Origin of the sequence: Frischella japonica, from assembly GCF_014489845.1 — a bacterium.
GTDB lineage: Bacteria > Pseudomonadota > Gammaproteobacteria > Enterobacterales > Orbaceae > Frischella > Frischella japonica.
On record NZ_JABURY010000014.1, the window covers coordinates 1 to 16,508 of the forward strand.

The 16,508-nt window shown below is 31.2% G+C and carries 9 protein-coding genes and 1 pseudogene; 8 read left to right on the forward strand and 2 right to left on the reverse strand.

The genetic code is table 11. The annotated features are described in order from the left end of the window. Window positions 1–447 precede the first annotated feature (447 nt). Together FcAc13_RS05750 and FcAc13_RS05755 are read left to right on the forward strand one after the other, a co-directional pair. Window positions 448–1,170 (forward strand): cyclic nucleotide-binding domain-containing protein, encoded by a 723-nt coding sequence (locus FcAc13_RS05750; RefSeq protein ID WP_187755261.1) that lies wholly within the window; start codon window positions 448–450, stop codon window positions 1,168–1,170. 31 nt (window positions 1,171–1,201) lie between these two features. Beyond that, window positions 1,202–2,302 carry a YdgH/BhsA/McbA-like domain containing protein gene (locus FcAc13_RS05755; RefSeq protein WP_187755262.1) on the forward strand — a complete coding sequence of 367 codons (1,101 nt, stop codon included), beginning with the start codon at window positions 1,202–1,204 and terminating at the stop codon, window positions 2,300–2,302. A 52-nt stretch (window positions 2,303–2,354) separates the two neighbouring features. On the opposite strand, the gene hrpA is transcribed toward FcAc13_RS05755, so the two are convergent. Next, window positions 2,355–6,257, reverse strand: a complete 3,903-nt coding sequence (hrpA, locus tag FcAc13_RS05760; protein WP_187755263.1) for an ATP-dependent RNA helicase HrpA — start codon at window positions 6,255–6,257, stop codon at window positions 2,355–2,357. A 394-nt stretch (window positions 6,258–6,651) separates the two neighbouring features. Beyond that, a complete protein-coding gene (locus FcAc13_RS05765) occupies window positions 6,652–7,008 on the reverse strand; it encodes a hypothetical protein (RefSeq protein ID WP_187755264.1) in 357 nt (118 codons plus the stop codon). A gap of 791 nt (window positions 7,009–7,799) precedes the next feature. Here FcAc13_RS05765 and FcAc13_RS05770 point away from each other — a divergent pair. From FcAc13_RS05770 to ppk1, 6 genes and pseudogenes are all read left to right on the forward strand, one after another. Next, window positions 7,800–8,237, forward strand: coding sequence for an META domain-containing protein (locus FcAc13_RS05770; protein ID WP_187755265.1), 438 nt, complete (start codon window positions 7,800–7,802; stop codon window positions 8,235–8,237). Window positions 8,238–8,603: 366 nt separating this feature from the next. Continuing rightward, window positions 8,604–10,013, forward strand: coding sequence for a pyruvate kinase PykF (pykF, locus tag FcAc13_RS05775; protein ID WP_187755266.1), 1,410 nt, complete (start codon window positions 8,604–8,606; stop codon window positions 10,011–10,013). Window positions 10,014–10,424: 411 nt separating this feature from the next. Then, on the forward strand, window positions 10,425–11,780 hold the full coding sequence (locus FcAc13_RS05780) for a hypothetical protein (RefSeq protein WP_187755267.1): 1,356 nt from the start codon (window positions 10,425–10,427) through the stop codon (window positions 11,778–11,780). A 483-nt stretch (window positions 11,781–12,263) separates the two neighbouring features. Beyond that, window positions 12,264–12,424, forward strand: a pseudogene (locus FcAc13_RS12395) (pyruvate kinase); the annotation flags it as partial. Between the two features lie 229 nt (window positions 12,425–12,653). Next, window positions 12,654–14,180 carry a hypothetical protein gene (locus FcAc13_RS05790; protein ID WP_187755268.1) on the forward strand — a complete coding sequence of 509 codons (1,527 nt, stop codon included), beginning with the start codon at window positions 12,654–12,656 and terminating at the stop codon, window positions 14,178–14,180. Window positions 14,181–14,441: 261 nt separating this feature from the next. After that, complete coding sequence (ppk1, locus tag FcAc13_RS05795; protein ID WP_187755269.1) at window positions 14,442–16,502, forward strand: polyphosphate kinase 1; 2,061 nt, start codon at window positions 14,442–14,444, stop codon at window positions 16,500–16,502. Window positions 16,503–16,508: the final 6 nt, after the last annotated feature.

Here is a 16,508-nt window from a genome sequence, read left to right on the forward strand (position 1 = left end):
ATAATGTATATTATGTTAAATAGACTATTAATTAATAATTTAAGCTTTACTTTATATTTTCTATTAAATCCTTTATACCCTTCAAGTTTTTGTTTGAAATTCAATCTGTTTAATTATAAAACTTTAATGTTGATTCTTTTTATATCTCTTTTGTATACAGAATCTTACCTATTATCGTTAAGGGCTATTTATAGCCCTTAACATATACTCACATCAGTTGATATGAGCTCCCCCTGTCACGCCAAAGGTCTCTGCCGTTATATAACTTGAATCATCTGAGGCTAAAAATACATAACTTAACCGACCAAATATCACTGTATTTTTTCAAATTATTAATAAAATTTAAAAATATTCGTTAATATTGATATGAATCCTTTAAAAACCTAATAAAAAATGTTACTCTCGTTCGCATAAAAATTATATTTCACAACAAGATATAGATTCTTTATGCACGATATATATAAGCCAATACGCAGTAAAAGTTATTCTGTTTCATGTGAGTTTTGCCGAATAGGCCCCTCTATTTGTATACCAAAGTTGCTTGAAAACACCCTCGATAATTTTATTAATCGCAAAAAGGAAATCGCTAAAAATCAAGTGATTGTTGATGAAGGTACACCTTTGGATAAAATATATATTATTAATAGTGGAGCCGTAAAAACCTATATTACAGTTAATGGTAAAGAGCAAATAAATGGGTTTTATCTTCCTGGTGATATCATCGGTTTAAATAGTATTCATAATTTAAAATATAATAACTCTGTTTGTGCTTTGACGAATACCTTAGTTTGTGAACTAAAATATAATGAACTGATAGGGTTAGTTTCTCAAAATACACATATGCAAAACACACTTTTGAAACTAATGAGTGAAGACATTCAAGATTATCAACAATTAATTTTATGTTTTTCCCAGAAAAATGCTGAAGAAAAAGTAGCTACCTTTATTTATTCACTTTATTTAAGATATGCACGGCGTGGGCATATTTCTTTAAATATTAAACTTTCCATGAGTCGTAGTGATATAGCAAATTATTTAGGATTAACGATAGAAACCATAAGTCGTATATTGACTCGTATGCAAGATTTAAATATTCTAACAGCACGAGGAAAATATATTTCGATTAAGGATCTATCTGCATTAATAAAGTTTGCAGAATATCACAAGTGACATTGTCACAAAAATGGGAAATGAATTTTATATGAAACAATTAAAGAAATCTTGTCTGGCTGCCCTGTTATTCTCTACTTTATCTTCCAATATAGTATTTGCAGCTCAGGAACTCACCCCAGAAAAAGCTAATTCATTACAGTCGTTTAAAGAAATTTCTATTCGTGGTTTATATTACAGCGAGTTAGATAAAGTGCGAGCAATTTCCAAAGCGGCAGATAAACAAGGCGCTGCTTATTTTTATATCACAAGTACCAATGTAGCACCAAGCAATGATGGACTACGTATCGTTTATGCAAAATTATATAAATCTGATGCCCAGTCTATTGATAAAACGGAACATAACTTTAGAAATTTTTCTGGGGTTTTAGAGTATCCTAAAGACACAGCTATACATTTTGAACCTTTTGACATTGTTAGATTGCGCGGTTATTTTCCGACTCAATATGAAATAAATACCGCAGTAGCAAAAGCAGCAGCTAAAAAACAGGCTTATGCTTTCTTTATCGATCGTTCAATCGAAGATAATGGTGGTAACCAAAACATTACCGCTTATTTATTTAAAAAAGATGCTCCCGAGCGCAAAATTCAACCAGAAAATGCAATCCCTTATGATTCTGAAGCCGGCCAGCTTGCTTTAGCACAAGGTGGAGAGGCTGCAATGCAAGTTGAGCGCCCAGGTTATTATTCCTCTACAGCATTCAATGAACAATTCTATGCTAAGAAGTTTAATAATACCGTTGAAAATGTAACAACAACTAAAGCCAAGAATCAAAACACTTCAGTTGAAACAGACACCAAGATTGCGGCAATTAATAGCGCAACAACTGATACGGCAAAAACTGATGAAAACAGTACTCAACCGTCTATTCTTCCTCAGCAACGATCATCACGTTATACTGTTACCTTACCGGATGGTTCTAAAATTGAAGAATTAAATGATGCGACTGCAGCAAAAATGGTACCATTTGATACCATCAAATTTAAAGGTTATTACGTTTCTGAACAAGAAATATCATTTAATGCTGGTAAAAAAGCGTTAGCAAAAGGCGCAAAATACTACCACATATCACGCATTGCTCAAGATAGCAGAGGACCTAATAAAACAATATATGTTGATCTTTACCGTTGACATTGCGTTTCTTATATAAATAAAACTAAAAGAAGAGGCTCTGCCCTCTTCTTTATTTATTAAATTCATCAATGACTTGATTGATTCTTTTTTCAGAAATAGGAAATGCTGTTCCAATTTGTTGAGCAAATAGATTAATCCGCAACTCTTCAATCATCCAACGGATCTGAGCAATTTTATCTTCCTGCCCTTTATATTGCCTCAGATTATTTATTAACGCAGTATAACGCTTAACTACGCGATTAATGATCATTAAATTAGCGCTATCACGTTTGGGATCAATAAATAGTTTTTCGATACGTTTATCAATAGCCTGTAAATAACGATAAACATCATGCAACTTTTGAAATCCTAAATCAGCCACAAAACCCTTATATATTAAATGTGATAATTGTTGTTTTATATCAGCAAAAGATAATGCCATATTTAAATCAACACGACCTTTCAGTTTTTTATTTAATTCATAATTTAAGGTTAAAATTTTTTCGACTTGCTTGGCTATTTCAACCACTAATTCATTAATGGTACCTTTTACCGAAACTAATAATTGTTGAAATAAATGTTGTTGAAAGATAAAGCCATCAGATTGCTGTTTAATTAAATAATCGATTCCACAAAAAATACAATCATCAATTAAGTCATCTATTTTACCAAATTGATTGAAATATAACCCGAGTTTAACTTTATTAGGAAGTTTTTCATGCATATATCTGATTGGTGACGGAATATTTAAATAAACTAATCGCCGAATACCCGCTAACATTAAATGATACTGTTCCTGTTGACTATCAACTAATTTAATAGCTACATAATCACCTTCATCAATTAATGTTGGGTATGCTTTAACAGTATAATGTTTTTGCTTTTTCTCATAAACTGATGGGATATCACCAAAATCCCATTGCGTAAGATGTTGTTTCTCAATCTCACTATTGGTTACTTGAGTTACATTACTTAACACTTTTTGGATTTTATCTTTCAATTGTTGTTTAATAGATTGAAGATCTTTACCCATAATAATGGTTTGATTATTTTCATCGACAATATTAAACGTCATCTTTAAATAATCATCGATTGCTGATAATTGCCAATTTTCTCTAGTTATGGAGACCCCCGTCATTTTCCTAAATTCATTTTCAAGTGTTGATAAAAAGTCCTGTTGACAAGAACTACACCTTTCTAAAAAGGCTTTAGCATAATTAGGTGCAGGCACTAAATTACGACGTAATGATTTAGGTAATGATTTTATTAAGGCAATAATCAATTCCTGACGAAACCCAGGGACTTGCCACTGAAATACTTCTGTATTTTCAATTTGATTTAAAATAGTTAATGGAATAGTAACGGTTACTCCATCTCTTTTACCACCAATATCAAAATGATAACTTAACTTTAATTTAAGATTATTGTCATATAACCAATAATCAGGATAATCTTGATCCGATACTTTAATTGCTTTAGGGTTAATTAATGTTTTTTTATCAAACACCAAATAATCGCTATGACGTAAATTTTCTTTTTTCCACCAAACGGCGAAATGTTTTGCTGATATTACCGTCGAAGGTATCTTCTCATCATAAAATTGATATAAAGTAGATTCATCAACTAAAATATCTTGTCTACGTGATTTATGTTCAAGTAATTCTACTTCTTCAATTAGTTTTAAATTTTTATGGTAGAAATCATAATTACCGTCCCAGTCACCTTCTACTAAAGCATGTCGAATAAATAATTCACGACTTAATTTAGGATCAATTTGACTATAATTGACTAATCGATTAGAAACGATTGGTAAACCAAATAACGTTACTTTTTCAATCGCTAGGGTTGTACCCTGCTTTTTTGACCAATGTGGTTCATTATATTGCTTTTTGATAAGATGGCCAGCTAAAGGCTCAATCCAGTCAACCTCAATCTTAGCAATATTTCTACCCCATAATTTAGTTGTTTCAACCAATTCACCAGCAACACACCACTTTGGTGATACTTTAAACAATGCAGAACCTGGAAAAATTGAAAACTTCATATTTCTTGGACCAAGATACTCTAGTTTTTCCAAATCTTTCATACCAATATGAGAAAGTAATCCGCTTAATATGGCTTTATGAATGGCTGGATAATCACTATCTTGAGTATTAATTGGAAAATTAATCTGTTTTATCGTTTGTCTAATCTGAGTATAAACATCCTGCCATTCTTTAATGCGCAAGTAATTTAAAAATTCTTTGCGACACAACTGGCGAAATTGATTATTCGTTAAACTTTTCTGTTGTTCCTCAATGTATTTCCATAAGTTAAGATAACTTATAAAATCAGAATTTTTATCTGCAAAACGTTGATGTTTCAAATCTGCTGCTTGTTGTTTATCAAACGGGCGTTCGCGCGGATCTTGTATCGATAAAGCTGCTGTGATAATCATAATTTCTCTAACACTAGTATGTTGGCGAGATTCAACTAACATCCGAGCAAAACGTGGGTCTATTGGCAATTGTGCTAATATTCGCCCTATTCTAGTTAAATGAAGACGATTTTTTTTACTATAAATTGCACCTAATTCTTCTAAAACTCGACTACCATCGGTTATATGTCTTTTATCCGGTGCTTCAATAAATGGAAATGCGTTAATATCTCCCAGATCTAACGCTATCATTTGTAAAATTACGGATGCTAAATTCGTACGTAATATTTCTGGCTCCGTAAACTCAGGACGACTAAGAAAATCCTGTTCATCATATAAGCGAATGCAGATACCTTCTGATGTTCGTCCACATCGACCTTTACGTTGATTAGCTGATGCCTGTGATATTGGTTCGATAGGTAATCGTTGAACTTTAGTACGATAACTATAACGACTAATACGTGCTTTACCAGGATCAATAACAAACTTTATACCAGGTACTGTTAACGAAGTTTCAGCAACATTGGTAGATAAAATAATACGTCGTCCTTTATGTGTTTGGAAAATGCGATTCTGTTCTGAAGCAGATAATCTAGCATATAATGGTACAATTTCCGTATGCTGTAGATCTAATTTATTCAACACCTCGGCTAAGTCACGAATCTCTCTTTCTCCGGTGAGAAAAATCAAAATATCACCAAGTTTATCTTTAACTGATAACTCATCAATTGCATTAATTATTGCTTGAAAATCATCAGAACTATCTTCATCATTGACAAAAGGACGATAACGGACTTCAACTGGATAAGTACGTCCTGATACTTCAATTATCGGTGCATGATTAAAATGGCGTGAAAACCGTTCTACATCTATAGTCGCTGAAGTGATAATGACTTTTAAATCAGGACGTTTGTTTAAAATCTGCTTTAAATAACCTAAAATAAAATCAATATTTAAACTTCGTTCATGGGCTTCATCAATAATAATGGTATCATATTGCGTTAATAAACGATCTTGTTGAACTTCAGCCAATAAAATTCCATCAGTCATCAGTTTTATCAGTGTTGTTTCTTGTACATTATCACTGAAACGAACTTTATAACCTACCAGATCGCCTACTTCGCTTTTCAATTCCTCGGCCAATCGTATAGCAACCGATCGAGCAGCCAACCGCCTTGGTTGGGTATGACCAATAAACCCTTTTACGCCTAACCCCAGTTCTAAACAAATTTTAGGGATCTGTGTCGTTTTACCTGAACCTGTTTCCCCAGCTATAATAATTACTTGATTGTCTCGAATAGCATTGTAAATCTCAGATTTCTTTTGGCTTACAGGTAATTCAGTTGGATAATTAATTGATTTTGGAATACGTTGTTGGCGATTGGCAAATTCGCAATTGGCCATTTCAATTTGTTCTTTAATGGCTAAGAAAGCAACTTCATCGCAAGATTTTTGCTTTGATAAAAGTATTAACTCTTTTTTTAATTTTGATTTTTGTTTTAGAGTTACTGATTCTAATTTACCAAATAATTCTTTTATATGTTGATAATAAGGCATAATTTAAATCGATCAAATCTTCATAAATTATTTAAATTTGTTAATTATTATAACAAATTTTATTTAGTTTATTGAAATTATTATATAGTGCCGCTAATTAAACAAAAATGTAGCGGTTAGGGTTATGCCTTAACAACAATAGTATGTGGCATTACTTTTCAAGTATTGACAAGTAGAGCAACCATTAACTTATTGTTATGAATTTCATAGCAGTAAGCAAAATTGATAATAAGTATATTAAAATAATTCTGAAAATTTCTAGGTTGTCGATAAGCTCTTAGGGGATAAGCAAAATTATCACAACCAAATTTATATTTTAATTTAGATAATTTGAAAAAAGTTAAAAAATATATAAAAAGTGCTGATTTATGGGCGGTGTGTTAACTTAAAAAGTTTACCGTAAAGTAAGGTAAAAACCTTCATCACTATTTTCAGCATCCTTTACACGATAGCTAATAGGAAATTTAGCAAATTCCTTATCTAAAAAATAAATTTCAAGATTAGCATTACAAATATATGAACCTAGTTTTTTATTCATGTTTTGAGTTATTATATTGTTAACATAAATATGAAAAGCATATTTCAAATTATCATTTTTTAAACTTGGATCTTGTTGCAAAAAGACCGCTATCATTTTATCTGTTATATATTGTTTTATCCGATTAGTTACTTTCTCATCAGAACAATTTGGCATGATATAAGCCCAAGAAAATAAAGGAAAAAAGATCATAACAATAAGCATATTTTTCACTTTTTATCTCCATCTTACCGAGCTGAATAGGTTTAGTATGCAACGCTGTTTACGCTCAAATAATTGAATAAAAACCAACTGTAAGCTAAATTATATTTCTAGTTTATTCTACAATATTACCCTTTTCTTATTTGACAACCAAGATAACGCTGACTATCACAAATAGCAAATTTTAATTGCTCACCATTCGCTGATATAACTTACTCAACCACTAAATAATCGCCATGTGTAATAACTAATTGTTAGAATAATTTTGTCGCAGTTTCATAAAAAATTCCATTTTATCCAGCTCAACTTTGAATAAATCAACCAAATTCGCCAAAGTTTTTAACCAAACTTTTTTATAATGCATAACTAGGTAATTGCTGCTAATGGTTAATATGTTAACCCGGTTGTACATCACATAGTGAAAAATAATGCTTAATCATCATCTATCATTGTCTTACTCCTTATGTTTTGATACCACTTTTGCTCTTCTCTAGTTTCATATTATGTTTAATAACAGCTTTATTGTATGTCACCACCTTAAAAACATAACTCATTATTTAATATAAATTTTTTATTAAGAATTTGTACCTAATTTATGAAATTCTTCTTGTATTTGATAAAAATAAAGCATATTTTGTATTTATGAAGTTGTTATAAATTTTTTAAGTTAATTAATAATTATTGCAAAAGTTCAATTAAGTAATGGGAAATTTGCAAAACGTTAACTCTCATTTAAATGATTTATGGTAATGTTATATTGGTTTAATCGTTTTAACTTATTTTGCTAGATGAGGAATAAAATTATGAAAAAATTTTATGGTTTATTTGTGTTACTCGCAACGACTGTATTACTAAATGGTTGTGATAAACAAGATAAACAATCGATCCTAACTGTTGAATTACAACATCATCGTTTTACTCTCATTAAAGCAAATGGTGAAGAAGTAGCGCCAGAAAAACAAGCCTTCATCGAGTTTAGTGAAAAACTGACATATAACGGAAAAATGTGCAATGAGTTTTTTGGACAAGCTTCTTTAAATCGAGATGTCATTAAAAGTGCTGATTTTTCTTCTACTCAAAAATTGTGCGACGATCAGCAATTGAATAATCTAGATACCATTATTTATCAAATGTTCAAAAATGGGGCAACTGTTGAAATTAAACAAGGCTATGATAATACCCTTTTACAATTGAAAGATAAAACCAATGATTTATATTTCGAACTTAAAGATTTAATGTAAGATGTTTTAATTAAAGGGAAACATCTTTTCTTTTAATTATTCGCATTTAAATATTATCAATAATGGTATAAAGATTGTTCTAATTATAATAAGATTAGTTGAATAAACATCATAAAATTCTTTATAAAAAAAATTGATGCTATATAATAGGCAACAATTATTAATATTGTTTATGAGTTAATCTTGTGAAAACATTATCAACAAAAAATACAGGTAACTTTGTCGACATTGTTTTTAGCTTTGTAATTATTTCACAGACAGCCATAATTTAATTCTACCAATGCTTAGTCATTGGTTTTTTATTCCTAATTTTAAACAATCCGCAAATATTTGATTTTTAACATTAACTTAATAGCAGATATCATTATGAAAAAAACTAAAATTGTATGTACCATTGGGCCTAAATCAGAGTCTAAAGAAATGTTAACCAAACTTTTAAATGCAGGTATGAATGTAATGCGTTTAAACTTTTCACATGGTGACTATGATGAGCATGGCGGTAGAATTAAAAATCTACGAGAAGTAATGCAAGAAACCGGCTTAAAAGCAGCAATTATGCTAGATACTAAAGGACCTGAAATTCGAACTATCAAACTTGAAGGTGGTAACGATGTTTCTTTAGTTGCTGGTCAAACATTTACATTTACCACGGACAAATCGGTAATTGGTAATTCTCAACGTGTAGCTGTTACTTATGAAGGTTTTGCTGAAGATTTAAGTGTCGGTAATCGAGTCTTAGTTGATGATGGTTTGATTGCCATGGAAGTTACAGAAATCAAAGGTAATGAAGTAATTTGTAAAGTTTTAAATAACGGTGATTTAGGTGAAAACAAAGGTGTTAACTTACCAAACGTGTCTATTAAATTACCTGCATTAGCTGAAAAAGACAAACAAGATTTAATCTTTGGTTGTGAACAAGGCGTTGATTTCATTGCTGCATCTTTTATTCGTAAACGTTCTGATGTCGAAGATATTCGTAAACATTTAGCCAACCATGGCGGTGAAGACATTAAGATCATTTCAAAAATTGAAAATCAAGAAGGATTGGATAATTTTGACGAAATTTTAGAAGCTTCAGATGGTATCATGGTAGCTCGTGGTGACTTAGGTGTGGAAATTCCAGTTGAAGAAGTGATTTTCGCCCAAAAAATGATGATCAAAAAATGTATTAAAGCCTCTAAACCGGTTATTACTGCCACCCAGATGCTTGACTCCATGATTAAAAATCCACGCCCTACTCGTGCTGAAGCTGGCGATGTCGCTAACGCAATTTTAGATGGCACTGATGCCGTAATGCTATCTGGTGAAAGTGCTAAAGGTAAATATCCTTTAGAAACTGTGCAAGTTATGGCAACAATTTGTAAACGTACGGATAAAACAATTTCAGCTTCATTAGAATTACAAGCACTTGAAAAACTTAGAATTACTGGAGCGGTTTGTTGTGGTGCAGTAGAAATTGCTGAAAGATTAAATGCGCCGTTAATTATTGTTGCGACCCGTAGCGGAAAATCAGCTCGAGAAGTACGTCACTATTTCCCAAAAGCAAAAATATTAGCATTATCTTCCAGTCAAAAAACCATCAATCAATTATTGCTCACTAAAGGGGTTGAACCCGTTCTTATCGATGCTATAAAATCAACTGATGATTTCTATCGTTTAGGAAAAGATATGGCCGTTAAATTAGGATATGTAAAATCTGGCGATATCGTGGTAATGGTATCTGGTGCATTAGTTCCCAGTGGTACTACCAATACAACTTCTGTTCACCGCGTCTAATCATTCATAAAACTAACTTAACTTATTAATCTTTTTGGTGAATAAACCCGATGTTTTCATCGGGTTTTCTTTTTTATAGATTATTCATGTTAATTTCTATATGTATTTGTAAATATATTGTTAATATTTATATCAAACCGATATAGACAATACCTTGCTGCAACATCACAATAATGAAAAATTCCTCAATAGCTAACTTGAACAATGATTATGATAAGATTTAAATTAGTTGATTCTAACTAATAAATCGAAAAATAAAAAGAAGGTATTAGAATGGAAATAGATAAAAATAATACTAGCCATAACTTTATAAAATTGAACTATATTATTAATTTGCTAACAGTTATCGCACCAAAATTAATTTATCAAATATCCCCAGCCCTAATTTTACTAGTTTTCAGTAATATTAATATGGCAAATGCAATAATTTCTACAACATCATCAAAAACAATTCAAGGCAATCCACCGGAATTTTTTATAACTGATTCAGTTAATAATAAATTAGGGTTTAAATATAATCACCAGAATTATAGTGAATCTATTGGTAATGTACAAAGTGATTCAATTTTATATTTTAATAAGCCAATGATTAATCTTAACGACTTTAAGATGATAACCTTTTTTACTAAACGTAGAACAACTAATGATTTAACCGGCGATTATTTTGATGTTGATGGGGATGATTTTGCAGACATTCCGGTTACTCAAGATTTAACCTTTATCTGGCGGGATAATAACAATAAAGAAATAGACGTCAATGATTACGAGAATATTGGATGCCATAACAATAAATATGCAATGCCTTTAACATTGGAAATTATCAGCAATAATATTCAGGTTCACACAAAATACGGTCATCCTAATACCAGTGATCCTGTTCAGCCTATAATTAAAACTTATCAACTTGCTTTTGTTGGCATATGTTATGCAAAACCTAATAGTTTAATTGTCGATCCTACTACACAGTGGCGCGCCGTTAAAGCCGACAAAACCGGTCTTTCTGGTTGGAATCCCACTGGCGTTAATATTAATGGCGCCAGTCAAACTGAATCGGTGCTATTTTATGGCGGAGGATATGCGAAAAATTATGTCCCTTATCATGGATTTAAATTTAAACCGGGAAATAATACACTTAGTCATTTCCCATATACAGGATTTGACGGAGCACAATTTCAAGTGGTAATGAGCGGATCACAAGAGGATTATAATTATTCTATTAGTTATAATAGTGGTAAATATACGGTTGATCAAAACGGTATGATTACATTTGTTGATAAATCAGAACCAGAAGATGAGATCATCATGACAGCAACTCTCAAATCGGATCCAAACTATACCTTCAAATATAATTTCAAAATTGCCAAGTGGCTATATCCGATGAAAATATTTGATGATGAATCGTTTAATTTTACAATTGAAGAGATGAAGCAATTATGTATCAACGATAACAAAGTGTTGGCCACTTATAGGGATTTAAGTGGCATTACTGTGAAGTATTTCGAATATAATGTAATGACAAGGGCTCTCGGTTCGGTAATAACTGAGTGGGGAAGATTGGCTCAACCAGGTCAAAAGACATCTGATACTTATCCAAAATCTAAATGGGGATATGCTTGGTACTATAACAGAGATTTTATAAAGAATAAAGAAACTGGTGGAAAAGTTCAACCAATAATAGTATCCAGCTACGATGGAATGGTTTCTCTTCCAAGTCTATGGAACGGATTTTCGAACAAATCTTTTGTTTGTCAAGCAGTTGTTAAGTAATAAACTAAGGCACTATCCAAGGCGATAGTGCTTTTATATCTTTAATATCAAATGATAACCATTTAATCGTTGTAATTTGATAAATTATAAATTACGTCCTTAACATAAATTGAATAAATTAATTTTAAATCAATCTAAACAGTATTTAATCAATATTTATCTTATTTAAAACCATATTCGAAGTGCCAAATCAATATATTAATGTTATGTAATAAGCAGCAATAATTTATAATGTTTACGAGTTAATCTTGCGAAAACATTATCAACAAAAAAACAGGTAACCTTATCGACAGTGTTTTTAGCTTTGTAATTATTTCACAGACAACCATAATTTAATTCTACCAATGTTTGGTCATTGTTTTTTTATTCCTAATTTTAAACAATCCATAAATATTTTATTTTTTACATTAACTTAACAGCTGAAATCATTACGAAAGAACTAAAATTGTATATATCATCGGACTTAAATCAGAGTCTAAAGAAATGCTAACCAAACCTTTAAATACAGCGATTAATGTTATGCGGTTAAACTTTTCACATGGTGACTATATTAACAAGGCGATTAGATTAGAAATTGACGTGAAGTGATGTTAGAGACTGGCTTAAAAGCAGCAATTATGCTAGATACTAAAGGATCGGAAATTTGTAAAAATTTATTTATAATAACTTAAGAAGTTTCTGCCAAAAATAAAATAAAGATCAATATTTATAGCAAAATGATTATAGAAAATATTACAATAATAACAAATACTTTACAGCCTACTTGAATTCTTTCGCATACAATCTTATGATGAGATTCTAATAAACGCTTTATACAATAATTTTAATCAGTATTTAGCTAATAAATCAAAAAAATAAAAAGAAGATATTAGAATGGAAATATATAAAAATAATACTAGCCCAAACTTCATAAAATTAAACTATATTATAAAATTGCTAACTGTTATCGCACCAAAATTAATTTATCAAATACCCCCTGTCCTACTTTTATTAGTTTTCAGTAATATCAATATAGCAAATGCATTAATTTCTTCGACGTCGTCAAAATCAATTCAAGGCAATCCACCAGAATTTTTTATAACTGATTCAGTTAAAAATAAATTAGGATTTACCTATAACCAAACAGATTATAGTGAATCTATCGGTAATATACAAAGTGATTCAATTCTATATTTTGATAACCCAATGACTAATCTTAACGATTTTAAGATGAAAACTTTTTTTACTGAACGTCAAGCGATAAATGATTCAACTGGTGAATATTATGATGTTGATGGGGATGGTTTTGCTGACATTCCGGTTACTCAAGAGTTAACCTTTATCTGGCGGGATAATAACCAAAGACAGATAGACGCCAACGATTATCAGAATGTTGGATGCCATAACAATAAATATGCAATGCCTTTAACATTGGAAATTATCAGCAAAAATATTCAGGTTCACACAAAATATGGTCATCCCAATACAAGTGATCCTGTTCAGCAAGCTTCTATAATCAAAGCTTATCAACTTGCTTTTGTTGGCATGTGTTATGCAAAACCTAATAGTTTAATTGTCGATCCTACTACACAATGGCGCTCCATTAAAGCGGACTATAGTGATGCTGATGCTTGGAACCTCACAGGCATTGGTATTAATGGCGCTAAACAAGATCAACCAAATGAGCGATTCGGTGGAGGATATACAGCAGATTATGTTGCTAATCTCGGTTATAAAGTAAAACCTACTGTTTCAGATAAAACTTTCCCAACAACCGGATTTGAGGGAGCACAATTCCAATTGGTAATGGGGGGCTCACAAGAGGATTATAATTATTCTATTAGTTATAATAATGGTGCATTTACGGTTGATAAAATCGGTATGATTACATTTGTTGACAAATCACAACCAGAAGATGAGATCATCATAACAGCAACTCTCAAATCGGATCCAAACTATACCTTTAAATATAAATTTAAAATTTCATTGTGGGTGTATCCAGGCGAACTAATCACATCCGAAGCGGAGAATCAGGTTAAGCAATTTAGCGAAAGATGCACAAAAAAGAATAAATCACTTGTCGGACGTAACGACTTGAATGCCAACACTTGGTACTCCAAAAATTCTTTGGACTTTGATAAGACCCCATCAGATATTAATGTACAAAATAGAGATATTCAATTTAATGTATTTATAAGGGGTATTGGAAATGGTGTAGCGGGTGAATGGGGAAGACTGGTTCCTAATACTTATCCAAAATCTAAGTGGGTATCTGGTTGGTTTTTTGTCAATGAAACACGAAAGAATAGTTCTGGTAAAGATGAAGCAATTATTGTTTCTGTCTTAGATGGTATGATTTCTTATATGAGTTCATGGTCTCGTTCAACAGGATTTAGAGACCGATCTTATGCTTGTAAATAACATGCAAAGTAATAAACTAAGGCACTATCCAATCGGATAGTGCATCTCTTTTTAAATATTAAATAATAACCATTTAATCGTTGTGATTTAATAAATTATAAATTACGTTCTTAACATAAATTGAATGAATTAATTTTAAATCGATTTAAACAGTATTTAATCAATATTTATCTTATTTAAAATCACATTCGAAGTGCAAAATCAATATATTATAAGTATAATCATGTTAGAATTTGATTAAGAGACTAATCTAAAAGTAATATGAATAGTGAAAATTTATATTTTCAAAAAGAAATAAGTTGGTTAGCGTTTAACGAACGCGTGTTACAAGAAGCGGCTGATCTTAGCAATCCACTTATTGAACGAGTAAGATTTTTAGGAATTTATTCAAATAATCTGGATGAATTTTATAAAGTTCAGTTTGCTAATTTAAAACGCAATGTGCTAATTGAACAAGAAAAAGGTAATGCATCTAGTGCCAAAAATATTCTTAAATTAGTTCATCAGAAAGTGATTCAAGCGGAATTGAAATTTGAAACACTTTATAATGAATTGCTTTTAGAAATGGCAAGAAATCAGATTTTCTTAATCAATGAACGCCAACTTACTTCACTTCAGGAAGAATGGATTAGAAAATTTTATAAACAAAATTTACGGCAATATATCAACCCTATATTACTCGATAGTCATACGGACTTGATTCAATTTTTAAAAGATGATCATTCCTATCTTGCCGTGGAAATTATTAACAATAATGATATAAAATATGCACTTTTAGAATTACCTACCGAAAAAGTTTCACGTTTTGTATTACTCCCGTCAGATTCCGCGTCCAAAAATAAATCCCTAATATTTTTAGATAATATTTTACGCTTTTGTTTGCCTGATATTTTTAAAATTTTCTTCGATGCGACGCAATTCAATGCTTACTCAATCAAATTTAATCGTGATGCAGAATATGAACTTAGTAGCGAAATGGATAGCTTATTAGAATTAATGTCACAAGGATTAAAACAACGCATCACCGCACAACCAGTAAGATTCATTTATCAAAAAGACATGCCTAAAACATTGATGGAGTTACTTTTATCTAAATTAAAATTAACTGAAAATGATGCGATGCAAGGTGGTCGTTATCCAAATTTGAAAGATTTAATGGAGTTTCCATGTATTGGTAGGATTAATTTACTTAATAAAGTCTTGTCAAGTCTAACTTACAACCGTTTCAAAAAATTTCGCAATGCCTTTGATGCAATTCGTGATCGAGATATTTTACTATATTATCCTTATTATTCATTCAGCCATGTGCTGGAAATTATGCGTCAAGCTTCATTTGATCCCAGTGTTACCCATATACGAGTCAATATCTATCGGGTAGCAAAAGATTCACGATTTGTACAAGCCGCAATCAATGCTGCGAATAATGGTAAAAAAGTCACAGTTGTCGTTGAATTGCAAGCACGATTTGACGAAGAAATTAATATACACTGGGCAAAAACCTTAATGAGTTCAGGCGTTAAAGTCATTTATTCTCAACCTAGACTAAAAATTCATGCCAAATTATTTCTTATTGAACGTAAAGAAAACGATAAAATTATGCGCTATGCCCATATCGGTTCGGGAAATTTCAATGAAAAAACCGCTAAAGTATATACAGATTTTTCATTACTTACCGCCGATCCTATGATTACAGAAGAAGTTAAAAAAGTTTTTAACTTTATTGAAAACCCATTTAAGCCTGTCACATTCAATTATCTATTAGTTTCACCACAAAATACCCGCTTAAAATTTATGCAATTTGTCCAACGTGAAATTGACCATGCAAAAGCAGGTAAACCGTGTGGCATTTATTTAAAACTTAATGCCATGACAGATAAAGAGATGATCAATAAATTATATGAAGCCTCAAGCGCTGGTGTTAAAGTGAGGATGATTATTCGTGGGATGTGTATTCTTAAGCCACAAGTACCTAATTTAAGTGAAAATATCTTTGTTACCAGTATCGTTGATCGCTTTCTTGAACATGCACGCGTCTATATTTTTGAAAATAATGGTCAAAAAGATACTTATATCTCGTCTGCGGACTGGATGCCACGTAATATTGATAACCGAGTTGAGGTGGGTGTGAAAGTGTTAGATAGCTCCTTAAAGAAAATCATTCAAGATATCTTTATGATTCAAGCAAGTGATAATGTTAAAGCGAGGATTATCGATCAAGATCTTAAAAATGCTTATCTTCAACGTGGCAATAAAAAACGAGTACGTTCACAAACAGCTATCTATGAATACTTAAATCGCTTAGAAAATGATAACCAGCATTAAGGATAA